The organism is Cytobacillus sp. Hm23, assembly GCF_051842895.1.
In the GTDB taxonomy this organism is placed as follows: Bacteria; Bacillota; Bacilli; order Bacillales; family SM2101; genus Nanhaiella.
On record NZ_JBPXRQ010000021.1, the window covers coordinates 1 to 16,317 of the forward strand.

15 protein-coding genes are annotated in these 16,317 nt (G+C 33.0%); 5 read left to right on the plus strand and 10 right to left on the minus strand.

Annotated features, from left to right (window positions below; all coding sequences use genetic code 11):
- The coding region (locus ACSVDA_RS14100) for an IS3 family transposase (RefSeq protein ID WP_485883345.1) at positions 1-87 on the plus strand (87 nt) is incomplete at its 5' end.
- Positions 88-202: 115 nt separating this feature from the next.
- On the opposite strand, the gene ACSVDA_RS14105 is transcribed toward ACSVDA_RS14100, so the two are convergent.
- A complete protein-coding gene (locus ACSVDA_RS14105) occupies positions 203-1,480 on the minus strand; it encodes an S-layer homology domain-containing protein (RefSeq protein ID WP_485884075.1) in 1,278 nt (425 codons plus the stop codon).
- A 424-nt stretch (positions 1,481-1,904) separates the two neighbouring features.
- On the opposite strand from ACSVDA_RS14105, the gene ACSVDA_RS14110 reads away from it, so the two are divergent.
- Positions 1,905-2,756 carry a phosphotransferase gene (locus tag ACSVDA_RS14110; RefSeq protein WP_485884076.1) on the plus strand — a complete coding sequence of 284 codons (852 nt, stop codon included), beginning with the start codon at positions 1,905-1,907 and terminating at the stop codon, positions 2,754-2,756.
- 123 nt (positions 2,757-2,879) lie between these two features.
- On the opposite strand, the gene ACSVDA_RS14115 is transcribed toward ACSVDA_RS14110, so the two are convergent.
- Together ACSVDA_RS14115 and ACSVDA_RS14120 are read right to left on the minus strand one after the other, a co-directional pair.
- The gene (locus ACSVDA_RS14115; RefSeq protein ID WP_485884077.1) at positions 2,880-3,788 is read right to left on the minus strand and encodes a pseudouridine-5'-phosphate glycosidase; all 909 of its coding nucleotides are present in this window, start codon (positions 3,786-3,788) and stop codon (positions 2,880-2,882) included.
- Positions 3,789-4,883 (minus strand): carbohydrate kinase, encoded by a 1,095-nt coding sequence (locus ACSVDA_RS14120; protein ID WP_485884078.1) that lies wholly within the window; start codon positions 4,881-4,883, stop codon positions 3,789-3,791.
- 421 nt (positions 4,884-5,304) lie between these two features.
- On the opposite strand from ACSVDA_RS14120, the gene ACSVDA_RS14125 reads away from it, so the two are divergent.
- Both ACSVDA_RS14125 and ACSVDA_RS14130 read left to right on the plus strand, forming a co-directional pair.
- The gene (locus ACSVDA_RS14125; RefSeq protein WP_485884079.1) at positions 5,305-5,979 is read left to right on the plus strand and encodes a response regulator transcription factor; all 675 of its coding nucleotides are present in this window, start codon (positions 5,305-5,307) and stop codon (positions 5,977-5,979) included.
- Positions 5,976-7,358, plus strand: coding sequence for a HAMP domain-containing sensor histidine kinase (locus ACSVDA_RS14130; protein WP_485884080.1), 1,383 nt, complete (start codon positions 5,976-5,978; stop codon positions 7,356-7,358). Before ACSVDA_RS14125 ends, ACSVDA_RS14130 begins: the two co-directional genes overlap by 4 nt.
- Positions 7,359-7,648: 290 nt before the next feature.
- Here the strand turns inward: ACSVDA_RS14130 and ACSVDA_RS14135 are convergent, their stop codons facing one another.
- Complete coding sequence (locus tag ACSVDA_RS14135) at positions 7,649-8,116, minus strand: GNAT family N-acetyltransferase (protein WP_485884081.1); 468 nt, start codon at positions 8,114-8,116, stop codon at positions 7,649-7,651.
- Positions 8,117-8,378: 262 nt separating this feature from the next.
- On the opposite strand from ACSVDA_RS14135, the gene ACSVDA_RS14140 reads away from it, so the two are divergent.
- Positions 8,379-9,152: an SDR family oxidoreductase gene (locus tag ACSVDA_RS14140; protein WP_485884082.1), complete on the plus strand. Its 774-nt coding sequence runs from the start codon at positions 8,379-8,381 to the stop codon at positions 9,150-9,152.
- Positions 9,153-9,488: 336 nt separating this feature from the next.
- Here the strand turns inward: ACSVDA_RS14140 and ACSVDA_RS14145 are convergent, their stop codons facing one another.
- The 6 genes from ACSVDA_RS14145 to ACSVDA_RS14170 form a co-directional block, all read right to left on the minus strand.
- A complete protein-coding gene (locus ACSVDA_RS14145; protein WP_485884083.1) occupies positions 9,489-11,027 on the minus strand; it encodes a glycosyltransferase in 1,539 nt (512 codons plus the stop codon).
- Positions 11,028-11,100: 73 nt separating this feature from the next.
- Positions 11,101-11,292 carry a hypothetical protein gene (locus ACSVDA_RS14150; protein ID WP_320208906.1) on the minus strand — a complete coding sequence of 64 codons (192 nt, stop codon included), beginning with the start codon at positions 11,290-11,292 and terminating at the stop codon, positions 11,101-11,103.
- 384 nt (positions 11,293-11,676) lie between these two features.
- Positions 11,677-11,856, minus strand: coding sequence for a hypothetical protein (locus tag ACSVDA_RS14155; RefSeq protein ID WP_485884084.1), 180 nt, complete (start codon positions 11,854-11,856; stop codon positions 11,677-11,679).
- Between the two features lie 67 nt (positions 11,857-11,923).
- On the minus strand, positions 11,924-12,394 hold the full coding sequence (locus tag ACSVDA_RS14160; protein ID WP_485884085.1) for a hypothetical protein: 471 nt from the start codon (positions 12,392-12,394) through the stop codon (positions 11,924-11,926).
- Between the two features lie 640 nt (positions 12,395-13,034).
- On the minus strand, positions 13,035-14,075 hold the full coding sequence (locus ACSVDA_RS14165; RefSeq protein WP_485884086.1) for an alpha/beta fold hydrolase: 1,041 nt from the start codon (positions 14,073-14,075) through the stop codon (positions 13,035-13,037).
- A 1,373-nt stretch (positions 14,076-15,448) separates the two neighbouring features.
- Complete coding sequence (locus ACSVDA_RS14170; protein WP_485884087.1) at positions 15,449-16,006, minus strand: DUF5412 family protein; 558 nt, start codon at positions 16,004-16,006, stop codon at positions 15,449-15,451.
- Positions 16,007-16,317: the final 311 nt, after the last annotated feature.

Genomic DNA, 16,317 nt, shown 5'->3' on the forward strand with positions numbered 1-16,317 from the left:
TATTACTATAATCACAAACGGATTAAGGCAAAACTAAAAGGCATGAGTCCGATTCAATACCGAAATCATGCACTAGTAGCTGCCTAAATATCTGTGTCTAACTTTTTGGGTTCAGATCATTCCAACTACAGTCCTTCCTCCTTTGTAACAACTCAATAAAGTATTAATAATTTGTTTATAACAAAGCTAATATTACAGAATGCTAGTAGGTAAACTGCCTAATTTGCCCAGTAAATCCACCTACATAATAAAATCCTAATCGTACACAATGTCCCTCGTCTTCAGAGTCTTGTACATATTGACAGACATCAAAAGAATATTCACGTGAAGTTTCATCGTATATACCCCCGTCGTACCATATGTTAGGATTATTTAACACCCCTAGCTCTTTCAAAAGATGATAGAATGCTTTTTCTTCAGACATTTTATATCTTAACTCAATAGTCGATAATATTGGACTTCCATCACTAAAAATAAAGTTTAGGAAATATGCATCATCACTATATGTCATGTAGCTATACCCATTCATTTCATCGTTACCTTCTTCTAAAGGTTCACCAAGAAGTTTCTTAATATCTTGTATCGAAATATTAGTGCTTTCATCCGTATGATAATCAATTGCAGTGATTAATTTGTCTGAATCATCAACATAATCTCCTGTATAGTACAAGCAATTTTCAAAAAGTTTCCCTTTGGCACCCCCATTATAACCTTCCCAGTCAGGTTCACCATTATCATCAAGAATGTCCTTTGACGTTACATAATCATTCAAAGAATACTTACATCCATTTAATATCCCATTCTTCGCTAATTCTAGAGAATTATTATTGATTATAGATGGTTTAAACTTGCTATCTAATACTCTAGCAAAAAATACAGCAAATTGATCTCTTGTAACTGATTGATCGGGTTTGAAAGTTTTGTTTGAAAACCCGGTAGTGACTCCATTAGCAAATAACTTATTTATGTATGGGTAATATTCATTTTCTAGTGAAACATCTGTAAAGTATTCTCCATAGTTACCTTTTAACTCATAGCTTCGAACAAGGATTTTAGCCATTTCTCCTCTTGTAAGTGGCTCGTTTGGGTAAAAGCTGTCTACTCTATCAAAAATACCTTGATCAATTACAGCTGCAATCTCTTTATAAGCGCTATGTTCATCGTTTACGTCTGATAATTTTGGGTCTGTAATATTATCTGTATTTAATTCCAAGGCGCGCGCAACCATTATTGCTGCCTGTGCTCTTGTAACATTATCCTTAGGACCAAATCCCCCATTATTGTAGCCTTTAATTATACCTTTTGAAGTTAGAAATGTAATTTCTTCGGATGCCCAATAACCTTGTGTTATATCAGAAAATGAACCATCAGCTCTTGAGTTATCATCTGCTGAATGACCAATAGTAGGCTGAATAAGTACTACTAAACTGACCAGCATAGAAATAACAACTGTTTTCCAAAAAAAGTGTTGCTTTTTCAAATTATGTCTCCCCCTTGTTGTCATTAATTTTTTCCAACTTGTACATTATTAGGTATATTATCCTAGATGTCAACAGAAAAATTTCCATTTGTGTAGCTCAATTTACAAATATAGAAATGTCAGAGAACTTTTAATAGAACTTACCGAAGGATCAAATCCATTTAAATAATGGACTTTCTCTTAAAAAGATTCAGCAAGGCTGTTCAAGTTTATTTTTTTTCGCTCATCTCTTGTAGGCTTACTAGCTAACAGTGCATCTAAAGGAACAGTGTGTGCTTTGACAATTACAGTTAAAAAAGATAAATTTGTTTTTACATGCCACCACTTCCGTTACAAATCACTTAAATAAATAGATATTGGGTCATATTTGTTAACATCACTAAATTTAGTAATAATTGGACCATAATAAGAAGGGTTGAGAAATATGGATGTAACAAAAATTATTAACCAATTAATAGAAAATAGTATAATCCCACCAAAACCAGAATATGAACCATTAACTGGTGGTACTGTTAGTGAACTATACCTTATAAAAAATGCAGATAACACACATTATGTTATTAAAATTAATGAGCCAACTATAGTAAAGTCAGAGGCTGAATATCTTAAGTATTATAAGAATATCGATTTAATACCTAAACTTATTTTTGTAGAGCCATCCTACAAATATATCGTTTATTCTTTTATTCCTGGCACTACAAACTATAACCCACTGAGTAAAAAAGACTTACTTATCGAACTTGTGTTAGAGCTTATAAATAATTATAAAACAGTCACCTCAAGGGAAAATTGGGGATGGGCAGATGACCCGGCGGAATCATGGAGAGACTTTCTTAAGAGTGAAATCACTCGTGCGAACACTCATATAACCCCTTATTTAGGTAGAGCTGAATATGATTTTGTTTTAAATCTAATTCCTAAATCATCTACTAAGAATCAACCGTACTTTCTTCACGGAGATTGTGGTATGCATAACTTTATTTTTGACATAGCAGAATTAAAAGGAGTGATTGATCCAGCTCCAGTTTTAGGAAAAAGCTACTATGATTTGATTTATGCTTTTTGTTCCTCACCAACAGAGTTAACAGCAGAGTCGATAGATTCAGCTATGCTGCATTTAACAACTGATGATCGAGATTGCTTTTCATATAAAGATGTACTTATTGTTTTATACCTCAGGATAGCAGCATGCATTAAACATCATCCAGACGATTTCGAAGAATATAAAAAAGCTTGGTATTACTGGAAAGAAATATTAACTAGGAGAAAGCTATAGTACCTATTGAATGAGCCTATTCTTTCATAGCTTCAAAATAGGAAGAAGTGTTTTATTAAGTAAAATCAAAGTCAAACAGCACCATATTCCGGTGCTGTTTGAACTTAAAGATGTATCTATTCTCTATAGATTTGATGCTATTTTAGCAGCGACAATCGCATTATTTTTTACTAATGCAATGTTTGCTATCAAGCTTTTTCCGTCTGTTAATGCTTTCACTTTGTCTAGTAAAAAAGGTGTTGCGTCTTTTCCTGAAATTCCATTCTCTTTTGCTTCAACGAGCGCTTTGTCAATGATTGATGTAATATACGCTTCATCTAATTCATCCTCAGTTGGGATCGGATTAGCAATGACGAGACCACCTTGTAGTCCGAGCTCCCACTTCGCCTGAATTAAACTAGCTATTTCCTTCGGTGAATCTATTTGATAATCTACTTCAAATTGGCTCGTCCTTGAGTAAAATGCTGGCAATACTTTTGTGCCATGACCTATAACGGGTACACCGTTTGTTTCTAGATATTCTAACGTTAGTCCTAAATCTAATATTGACTTAGCACCAGCACATACGACTGCTACATTTGTTTGAGCAAGTTCTTGAAGGTCAGCCGATATATCCATCGTCTGCTCTGCTCCACGGTGAACACCACCGATTCCACCTGTGGCAAATACTTTAATGCCTGCTAGATGCGCACAAATCATTGTAGCTGCCACCGTTGTTGCACCGTGCTTTTTCATTGCAACGATATACGGTAAATCTCTTCTACTTACTTTTTCTATTTCTTTACTAGTAGCTAATAGCTCAAGCTCATCATTATTTAATCCAATTTTTATTTTTCCATCCAATATGGCAATAGTAGCAGGTACAGCACCATTATCTCGAATTAGTGCTTCTACTTCTTTTGCTGTTTCTACATTTTGCGGGTAAGGCATACCGTGCGAAATGATTGTCGATTCTAATGCTACAACCGGCTTTTTTTCTTCTATTGCCTTTGTCACTTCCTCTGAATACACTAGCACGTCTTGTAAGTTCATTTACTTATCCTCCTCAAAATATTGTTGATATGTTTTCAGCAATAACTGCTCATGCAATTCGCTGTTAACCGTTTCTTGCGTTTGCAACGTAAGCATTGAACAGGTCATACCGTATTTACATGACTTCCTAAAATTTTTTCCTTTATTCATTGCATATAGGAATCCAGCTACAAACGAATCTCCTGCTCCAGTAACATCTATCGCACCTATAGTAGGTGCAATAATTTCTCCGTAAGCGCTATCATTTGTTTGGTAGACAATTCCTCGTTCACCACGTGTAATAATGACATTCTCTACACCTAGCTGCTGAATTTTTTCACACATAACACGATCATTTCTACACTCTCCAACTAATGTCATCGCCTCTTGTTGATTACAGATAAGCCAAGTAACTCCATCAAGGACCTTAGGTAGCTTTTTCATCTTTGGAGCAGAGACAGGAGCAACGCAAAGTTTAATGTTTTCTTGGCGGCAGCGCTCAATGATTTTTTGTATTAAATAACTAGGTAAATTAGTGTCTAGTAAGACAATGGATGATGATGTGATGTGACTCCAACGTTTTTCAATAAAACCATCATTGATTGAATCATATATTGCCATGTCAGCAAGGGCGATAACCATCTCACCTTCTTGATCTAATACAGCTGTATATGTTCCTGTGTTCATCTTTGGAAGCTTCATAACTTGACTTGTATCAACGTATAAGTTTGTTGACCCAATCAACCATTCACCTTCCTGATCATCCCCTACGACCGATACAAGTGAGACAGCACTGCCAATTCGCCCAATATTTTCTGCAATGTTTCTTGCTACACCACCACTAGATTGTGTAACGGAAACTGGATTAGACGAGCCATACTGTATGCTCTCTTGTGATTGTGCTTTCCGATCTACATTCGCTCCACCTATACATGTTATCCGAGCCGATTCTGGTAAAACATACGCTCTTCCAAGAATTTTTCCTTGTTTTGTCAATGATGAAATATAGCCTGCTATTGCTGACCTAGACAACTTCATCGTTTCCGCTAGCTCATTTTGCGAGATATAAGGGTTTTTACTTATCAAATGTAAAATATATTTTTCTTTTTCATTCATTAAAATACACCCCATATTCCAAAATAACAACATTTGTCTTAACAATAGACTTTTGTTGGTTATTTGTCAATGAATCTCATAAACACAAACTTCTTGTAAGAATATGTATGATAAAATAAAATTAGTTTAATAGGCTGTTTTCGCATTAATCGTTGTTTTACATACTATGAATAAACAACGTTCACGTCTAAAGTTCGTGGCAGCTTTTTTTGTAATACGATCACAACCGTATAAGATGACTTATTGCACTTCTATTGATATCACTAGCAACAAAGTTGACGAAAAGAGTGTATCAATAAGAGTGAAATAATTCATTTATATTTGAAAACCTATGAACTAGGTTGAGACTCTATTCCATCTGATTCGTAGATTCTGTGGTCTAAAGCTAAAATAGATTAAGGTAAATTAGGAGAGCAATTGTATGGCTAAAAAAATTCTATATATAGAAGATGATTTAGAAATCGGTACTTGGGTATCATCATGCTTGAAAGAGTGTGGATATGACATCACTTGGGTGAAATCTGGGGATGAGGCAATAACTTACGCAGAACAAATTGATCTTGTTATTTCAGATGTTATGCTACCTGGGCTCGATGGATTTACTGTCGGACAGCGTTTAAAAATGAAGTTTCCTGATACGCCAGTTATGATGTTGTCAGCAAGAACTGCTGTAGAAGATAAGCTCCAAGGACTATCTTTTGCAGATGATTATGTGACAAAGCCTTTTCATATTGATGAGTTGCATGCTAGAGTCGAAGTATTACTTCGTAGATTTGGAAAAGCTTCACAGCAAATGATTAAGCTTCATCACCTAGATGTATTTATTAAGGAATCACGTATTCTCAATACTTACAATAATGAGGAAATCATTTTGACAGGAAAACAGCATAAAATATTCTTTTATTTATTGGACAATCTAAATCAAATTTTAACAAAGGAACAAATCTTTGAAGCGGTTTGGGGCGAGCAATATATAGAAGGAGATAAGACGTTAATGGTACATATCCGCTATATTCGAGAAAAGATTGAACAGAACCCAAGTGAGCCAGTGGTTATAGAAACAATCCGTGGAATTGGATATAGGATAAAGCAATGAAATTTCGTCATTCACTTCAAGCTAAATACATCATTATTATTTGTTTGGCAATCATGCTCGTACCTTTTGCTCTTCCTTTAACGATCATTCTCATTAATTTACCTTTTACAAATACACTTGATAATGATGAGACCATTTATACAAACAGTATAAATCTTGAAAATATGTGGCATGAAGAAGCAGCTAAACTTGCTGGTTCCTCCGATGAAACAATTGACACCCGCATACACGAGTTAAGCAAAGCATACCCCGATGCTACGATGTTTTGGGTTGATGGAACAGGAAAAACCAGGCTGACAATACCTATTGATGTGGACATTCAAAATCAATGGTCAGCCTCAAATAGTATAGCATTTGTTAAGCAAACGTATGATAAAGACCCGTTTACGATCATTGCATTTATCGGTGAATCCACTACAGAAGGATTTATCGTATTTCAAATTCAAAGAGACCTCATGTTAACTGAATGGGAAAAGAACAGAGATGAACTTGAATATATTATTTATTTTGCAGTAATCATTTTAATGATTGGTTTTATTGTTGTATCATGGCTTTTTTTCAGAAGTATTCGTAAACGACTTATCTCACTACAACAGGTGATGACACACCAAACAGCAGATGGTATCCCTGAACCAATACTCGTTCAAAAAAAGGATGAAATTGCACAACTTGAAGAAGCATTCAATCAAATGATTTACGAACTGAAACAAAGTCGAGAAAAAGAAAAAGAAGAAGAACAATTGCGAAAACAATTAATTGCAAACCTATCTCACGATTTACGGACACCACTTACTACGATTAGAGGTCATACACATTCATTGAATAAAGAAGAACTAAGTACAGAAGGAGAACAATCTATTATGATCATTAATGATAAAATAGATTACCTTAGTCAATTAATTGATAATCTCCTCTCGTTCACCCTCATTTCGTCTAATAAATACCCATACAATCCAGAAGAGATTGATATATTACGTATCATTCGTTCCTCGGTCGCTTCATGGTATCCAATCTTTGAAAAAGAAGGGTTTGTAATCGAAGTAAATTTACCTGAGCAGCAAGTACAATGGGTTGTTGATAAACAATGGTTTACACGCATACTTGATAATTTACTACAAAATATATACCGTCATGCACAAGCAGGTAAGTATGTAGGGATTAGCATCATAAATAAACAAGGAAAAGACATGCTCATCATTAAAGACAAGGGTCCAGGTATGAACGCTGAATCTCAGCATAAAGGTGCAAAAGTTGGACTGTCCATCGTCCACTTAATGCTACAAAAAATGGAAATCTCTGTGTCGCAAGTAAGCGATGAACACGGTACAATATTTTATCTATCACAAAATGACTATATTAGGGATCACAGAACATTGTAGGGTGGACACATAGTTCCACCCTTCTTTTTTATTGTTACTGAACTAGCAGATATAGATGTCATTTTACGTAAAAGTCATCGTTCTATAGAAGAAAAGGTGCCACGAAATCTAGTTGTATTTTTTTAGTACGGAAAATAACAATCTATGCGAAAATAGCTTAATTTTATGAAAAGCTATATAACGCTAAAATGAATAGTCAGAGTTTAAAACAAGATAAGGTGTATATGTATATATCAAACAGTACCAAGTTATCTGTCTAGAAAATGGTTTTGCACCATATTTACAATGTCTTAGTTAATCGTATTCATCATTGCTCCCTTACAATGCTCAAATTCATTTCTGCTATAATAATCTACACTTTGGTCACTTGGCCAAACAATAATAAACTCATACTTTTGTTCTTTTGCCCACTTATTAATCGTTGATAATAGTTTACTTCCTATACCTGTTCCTCTATAGCCTGGAACAGTGTATACATTGGTCATAAATACAAATGGATAAGTTACTCTCCCTGGCCTAGGTACTTTTTGTACAAGTTCTGTATATATATGTGAAACAATTTCCCCTTCAATTTCTACAACCCAAATAAACCACTTGTCACTTGCTAATGACTCTATTAAAAAGGACTCACACTCTGTGTAAAACTTACTATATTCACTATCTTGTATTTTTCCACTTACATCATCTTCTAATGTAAAATCCCATCTCATCTTAATTAATTGTTCAATATCTGTTGTTTCTGCAAGTCTAATATTCATATCGCTTTCATTCCTTTCACATAAAGTTTTTACTGTCTTGTTTAACTAAATGTTATTGTGAAATTCTTTTTTATTTGCTAAATTTGTACAGTAGTTAACGTAGGTGTACAGTTCAACCTAAAAAAATTGTGACACTAACATAATTGTCTATTATTATACCAACAATCTTATGACTATCTATCTAAGCAGTCTGCAAAACATTGTTTAGTTATCTATCTACTCGCATAACTACATCGTTATTTTTCGCAAGGAGGACATATCTATGAATGACTTAAAGGGCAAGATTGCTATTATAACAGGAGCAAGTAGGCTTAAAGGGATTGGAGCAGCAATTTGTAGAGAATTAGCCGAAACAGGATGCCATGTATTTTTCACTTATTGGACGGATTACGATAAAAGCATGCCTTGGAGCATCGAAATAGATGAACCATTGAAATTAAAAGAAGAGCTACAACAAAAAGGTATCGACGTGTCCTGTATGGAGTTGGACCTATCAAATCCTGATGCACCCGAGCTACTCTTAAGTCAGGTCGTTGAACGACTTGGGTATCCTAATGTTTTAATTAATAATGCTACATATTCTACGAATAACACATTTGCTAATTTAACTACAAAAGAACTAGATCAACATTATAAGGTCAATATTCGTGCGACAACTTTATTGAGTATTCAGTTTGCACAAAAGTTTGATAAACAATTTGGTGGAAGAATTGTCAACTTGACTTCAGGGCAATTTCAAGGGCCTATGCCTGGTGAATTGGCTTATGCAACGACGAAAGGTGCAGTTGACGCACTGACGATTACTCTCTCAGCAGAACTTGCTCCCTTAGGAATAACAGTAAACGCCGTTAATCCAGGGCCTACGGATACTGGATGGATGACAGAAAATATTAGGAATGACCTAAAACCATCATTTCCTTTCGGTAGAATAGGTGAACCTACTGATGTTGCCAAGACGATAAAATTTCTCGTAAGCGAAGAAGCAGCATGGATAACAGGTCAAATCATCCATTCAGAGGGTGGATTTAGAAGATAATCTGATTAAAGACTCCTCTCTTAAATCAGGAGTAAGTCCCAGCTAAAAGCCCAAAAAATATTAAAGTCATCATTTTTTTTCGTGATAATCCTTTGTTGCGGCATATTAGGTAGGCTACAAATGCTCCTATTGCCGCATGATAATCTATAAGAGATTTAATATTACTACTTTAATAAGGGAACGTGTATAAGATTTTTTTTAACTTCAAACCAAGCCTTGATATCAAATGCACTTAAAAGAGACGGCCAGTTAGTTATTGATAATGTAGCTACAAGATTTGACATAAACCTCCTCCTTTAAAATAAAAACGACCTTAAAGGTCGTTTTTTTATTAATTTATAACTCAATAAGATCTTTTGATTTCAATGTCTCGAATAAATTAATCCATTTTTTTGAGATGATTTCGTTTGTAAATTTAAGTTCAATATTTCGTTTAGCTTTTAATCCCATTTCTTTGATTTCATCCTGATTTTTTAGTGAAAATATAATTTTATCCGCAAGTTTTTCTATATTGTCTTTAGGGACAAGAAATCCGTCAATATTATTAGTTATAATATCTCTTGGCCCATAATTAATATCATAACTAATCACAGGGGTTTGATTAAGCATTGACTCCGCAATTACAAGGCCAAATGCTTCGGATTTTGATGTTAGAAGTGTCACAAGAGATTTATTATAAACCGAAGACACATCCTTGCTGTAACCTTTTATAAATACATTGGCATGCAGATTCATATGTGTAATCAATTTTATTAATCTTTCCTCATCAGCGCCATTTCCATATATATTCAACTTAGCATTAGGGAATTCATTAACTACTTTTGCAAAGGCCTTAATGGCATGGTCAATTTGTTTTATTTTGTCGTACCTAGCTACAATCGCTATTTCTTGAGAGTCATCTTTGACTATGTCATGATTTTTTTTAGTTATTGAGTTCGGTATTACATCAACATTTCCAAAATTGCCAAATTGATTAGTTATATCAATCTTGTGATCTTCAGATAAGACAACTAATGAGTCTAAATCAATCAAATTTGTCAATATTTTTCTATGCTTCTCTTTTATCTCACTTCCGAATGTGTAAGGCTCTTGAAAATGGTTTGTGTGCAAAGGGTAAATTCTATATGCTAAGGCTTTATCCATCGATAAAATTTTATCTGCAGACCCTATGCCATCGCATATTACAAACGGTTTGCTTTCTTCTTTTTCGCAGATCTCATTCAACCAACGTGAATGCAATTCTATGTTATTTTTAAACAAAGAAACACGGTTAGTATCACGTGTAAATAGAAATTGCTGTTGAAGATTCCCTTTCTCAGGATTAAACCACTTATTTAAATAAGTAAATCCGTCTTCTGTTTTGAAAATAACTTGATGCTGTTTATTGGTATTTACATTAAAGAATATTATTTTTTCGATATAACCTTTCTTATTAAATATTTCTCGTGATGTTCTGTTTCTTTGATTGTCAAAGTAATCTATATGGCTTAATGTGAAATCTTTGTTCCATTTTTTATATTTGACATATACTCCATCTTTAAAGTATCTAGCGTAAAATTTTGCCTGTAACTCATCCGATTGGATGTCGTATCCCTTTTCGTAAATATCTGAAGCTTCACCATAATACCTTAATTGTTCATCAGAAACTCCACTTCTTGTATTAAGATCTTTATAATAATCATAAACATTTAGAATACCGACTTTATCTGACAATCGCCCTATTTTTCTTAGTTCTTCGGAGATAGACTGATATCTATTGTTATCATCTAAAGTTACAAGGCTTACATTATATCCTTTTTCCGCTAATGCTCTAGAGCGATTAAGCATTACAGACGTCATTCCTCCGCGTTCAACTTCGATATTATGGACTACCATTAAAACTTTCTCTTTAGGTAACAGAAGAACCCCTCCTTATAAACTTTGCGCTTAACTAGTTACACAAATATATTTATCCTTCAAGCAAATTCTTTAATATTACTACGTCTTTATCATCTTTACTTGTTATAGTTATTTTATACTGGTCATCTTTAATAGTCTTCCTGATATCTTCTGAGTTAATGAAACTTTGCACCTCATTTGGTATGTCTGCCACTAACTCTTCAAACTCTGATTCATCTGACGATCTAATTTTCCAATACAATACTCTTTGCTATAAATAATTAATAAAAGAGACCAAATTTTTCCTTGTCTTCATCAGTTACATTATATTCTATAATTTTTTTCTTTTTTAATTCAAGATAAGGCTAGGACATAATTAGCAAAAATGAGAGAGGTGAATTAAGAGTACCCAAATTCACCTCTCTTTATATTTGTATTTAAGTACTTGAAAAATTTCTTATTTGTTGGCAGTGAATTTGTTTATATTCGGTGCAATTATGCGTGGCCCCTTTCGTTTTATATTTGAGGATGCCTTCATCAACATATTTTGAAACTATATAATAGATTTAATAATTTTTCATCTAGTTTTCGATTTCCTACTACTTTGGTCTTTTAGTAGGAGATATGATAATGTTAGATGAATTAATTAATATAATGATAATTGCTTAATATTTTCAGATCCGTAATAATCTGAATGCTTCTTTAAGTTTAGCAGTTGAGAGGTTGGAGACGCTTTATAATATAGGTTGATTCTCCAATGAGTTAAATATCTTTTTTCTACTTCTTTAGTCATTGGATCTGAAGTATTAATACTTGTTTTCTTCAAGTAAGTGTTACGAACTGGCTTTCTTTTAGAGTAAAATTCAGAGGAAAATATATTATTATTTCAAAGTTTAGGATTTCCAAATCTCTTTAAAGTGGTCAAAATCACGAATGATTTTCACCCCCTTTTTATTGGAAATACTTAATTCACCCCTTACTTCCTCAATGTCATCCTCACCAAACTTTAATTGTAATGTGTATTGATAATCCGTTGTCCCATCATCATTTTCAACCCCTTTTTCAACAATAACATCGACTAATTCAATACTTTCGCTCAATTTCACAGCAAGGTTAGGTGCTAATTCAAAGATTCGGCTTTCATTTTGCTTATTCAAAGCTTCTTCTGATAAATACTTATTTACCTTATCAGAGATTTCAAGTCCTGTCGGAGGATCATAAGGACTTGAAATAGTGTACTGTTCTTTTTTGTAACCCCATACTAGTTTCTGAATATCTTCATTATTTATTTCTTTTTTATTACAAGCAACAGTGCTAATTAAAAACACTAAAAGTATAAATAGTAAAGCCGATCTTTTCTTCATATATATCATACCTTTCCTTTTAACTTGTAGTACCGTAGATGTCAAATGATTTCAGTTGCTAAATCTTATCCAAGTACGTAGAATAAGATATTCTTCATAATATAAGACAAACATCTAAATGATATAGTACGCTAGATAGTATAATAATGCTTTCTAAACAATGAGTGGGAGTTGGACTAAAAGAATAAACCTACCACTCCCACTCAAGCTGATACTACTTAAACGTTTGTCACAAACCTCATGTTATTGAAGTAGCAGGTTTTGACGTGGCTCCATATATATCTAAATAGTATTACAATGTCATTGTCCAACAGTTGGTGTACCCGTTATAATTATTGAGCAATAACCTAGTAGCTTCAGGATTTCTAAGCGATTTGACCAATTCATGGCCAAACTCTATTCAGCGATTACTTCTAGTTTCAACTTCAATTTAGCATATTTCATCTAAATATCCGGACCACGATTGATTTTGTTTATTTGTATCAACCACTGTAGAGGGACTTCTCCACCTTCCATTAGTAGGTGTTCTACTTAGATCACTGACTTAGGTATTCGTCCCCTGTATAGCACTTATGTATATTTTAAAATAACTCATAAATGTATCACTCCTTTTAGACACTATGTTTGAATTGTAAATTTATTATTCGATATATCGCAGGAAGAACTCCCTAATAGCTTTAATTATTGCATCAGGTTGGTCAAACATCATATTGTGACCGCTATTTGGGACAAAAATAAACTTACTATTATTGGATATATCTGATTGTTGTCTTTGAGTTTCTTTCCATTGGGCATCAATGACATTCGCCTCTTGTTCTGAAAACCCTAATTCGATTGCACCTAATACCAATTCTTTATTTACATTACTTGGTGTAAGAATTAGTAGAGGCTTATCATCTAAGTGTTTAGTGTCTTTTAGTAAATTCTCTAATATTCTTATTTGTTTAAGTTCCTCATCGTATATTTTGAAAAATCGAGAATCGAATTGAACATTGACCTGCTTTTCTGTGGAAAGGTAATCGGGGATTTTATCATCAATCAACCCTTCCCCGAATAGTCGTATAATTCCAAATTTAGATAATAAACGATATTTTGTTTGGTCTTGTGTATCAAAAATCACATCATTAAATGCTTTAGCTTTTTCTGTGAAATATTCATTTCGTGCATCAACAAGAATTAAACCTGAAACCTTTTCAGGATATTTATCTGTAAAGAGACGAGAATAAAGTCCTCCAAGGGAGTGGCCCACTAATACTACAGGGGTATCAATATTAAAATATTCGAGAATTTCATTTAGATCATCAATCGTCGTATCGACATTAAATCCATTTGGATGTGGGTCACTCCACCCATATCCTGCTCGGTCATAAGTAATTACTTCAGTATACTTTGATAGCTCTTTCTGGACGTATGACCAATCATATGACCATGAACCAGCTCCTGTTTCAATAACAACAGTTGGCTTATTCGTTTTTTCCCCTTGAATATTCACATGTATTTCTCGATTTCCGACATTGACCATTTCTCCATCAGGAGGAAAGCTGTTTTTTACATTTTTATAACTAGTATTTTCATACAAAAAACCTGCTAGCAATGTAAGTAGAATGATACTAATTAAAGTTATACCTATTAATTTTAACCTTCTAAAAGTTTTAGTAACATTCCTGTATTTAATTTCCAAGTTCATCACATCTCCCTTAACCATCCTGCTATTTTTGGTAGCCTATTATTATGCCTTATATTTCATAATTTTGCTGAACCACGATTTGCCTTAAGAAAAGCTCCTATGTTGTTACAATAAGCCCAGATAAAAGTCATTTTTGAAATTATTCTCTTCTAGTTGTTAATTTTTTAATATGCAGTATTTTCTGTTAATAAAAAGGTTTGATTATCTTTATATCGTTATCAAAAATTACGCATCAATTATTTATCACTCCATTTCTTTAAGATGTTATTAAAATATATCAAATTCTAAATAATTTAATAAATGACATCTGTCATATAAAATTTCAACATTATTGTTAAATATTAACATAAAACTAAATAATCTTTTAAAAAAGAGCTCGTAATTATGTCTAAACTTGTATATTGGTAGACAAATTCTACCCTAGGAATTAGGCTTGCCCACAACTTTTAATAGATACTCACACTGATTATATCTTCAAAATTCACCCGCAACATAACTAAAATATATACTTATGACAACTATATGGTTTAATATATAACTTCTAGCAAGATTATGTTTCTATAAAATCATAACAGTATAATGAACATAATAGAGGATATTGTTATATCAATGGGTTGGCAAGGACATGTTCTAAAGGAGGGGAAAATCGGTGAATTTGCTTAAACGGACAAATATGACAAAAGCAAAAAGGAGCATATACTATCATTAATCATTTGTGCATGAATAAATTATAGATTAAGACTCTTTAATTCACTTGTTTTACTGACTCAGGGTTAACTTCAATATTAAAAGGAAAGTTAAAGGAAGATATCTTATTTGAAATTACAAAAAATAACCGTTTTATTTTGTCAATTATTAGTAACATGTAATCATCAGATGGTTTTTCCAGTATTTCTCCGTATCTTAGTATGGGGATAGCTTATAATAAAAGCATAATAAAATGATTTTTTGTTCTAATTGAATTTGATGCTAACTCAAATTCCTCGTCATATTAACTTTATGATAAAGGGAAACTCTATGCCTTTTGATATTGTTTCGATTACTTATGAATAAAGTATCTTTTTGCTTGTTTTTTAGTTTATATCCTTTAATAGCTGAAAAAACAAAATTTTGGTAAACACTAATAATTAACCTCTCAGCAAGATCATAGTTCTTGTCATTATTTTCGAGGAAGACAATCCCAATATCCCCAGGTTCAACTGTAGGGTTTTTATCATGGATATCTTTTAAGGCTGATAAAACTTCATCAAAATAATTGTCATCTCTTGCTACCGAAAGTTCTAAACTGGAATGTTATTATCAACATCTTCAAACAAACCTACTTAATGGCTCCCTTGAATGCAACCCTTTAGTGCAAAAAGAGAGCATTAGTTTTGGTAGCAAATCTCATATTTGTTTTTCATTAACAAACTTTTACAAGCCAAACCATTTTCGTGATAAATTTCTTTACCGATTTCTAACTGGATACTTCTATTTGAACTTGGATAATCAGGCTCCGCATTTAGAATATACAGTGTATCTTCATCCATCCATTTCATAGAAAAATTACTTTTTGCATCACTATAATATACAGTTTGAACTTTATTTTCCCCATAATTGTTTGTGATTTCAACCCATACGTTAACACCACCTGCTGCACCACCGTATGGTTCATAATAAGCACTAGCTGTAAATTCTTCAGTGGGTGATGTTACAGGTCCAGGTCCCTTTTGGATGTTTTCTCTATTAATTTCACTAAAGGTAAAAAAGTATGTTTCAAATAAATAAATTGAAGAAACCAAAATAACCCCTGACAATGTTGTAATCAGTAATTTTTTAGGAAAAGGTTTCTTTTTGACGAAAGAAATTATTATCCCTCCACATAAAATCAATAATAATATAGCGGTACCGAAAAATGTTAAGAAACCCAAAAGAATTAAAATCATAACCCCTCCGTTCTAAGTTCAATGACAGTCATCTCAATACTGATAATTTAGCAATACTCTTCTTCAGGTAAATAAGAAGCCCTGATATAATAAAACTAGCTAACTAATGAATAATGAATAAAGTTTTGGGATGCTTTCTTAATGTTATATTTTTCTCCCTCCAAACAAACCGGAATACAATGAACAAAAATAAATAGTAAGATATTAAGCTTTTATTCGTATTGTCGATCCTCCCTAAAAACTATACACACACTGCTCCTCAGTTCAATTTTTGTCGAAAAACTTTATTTAATAAATCCAACCTACATAAT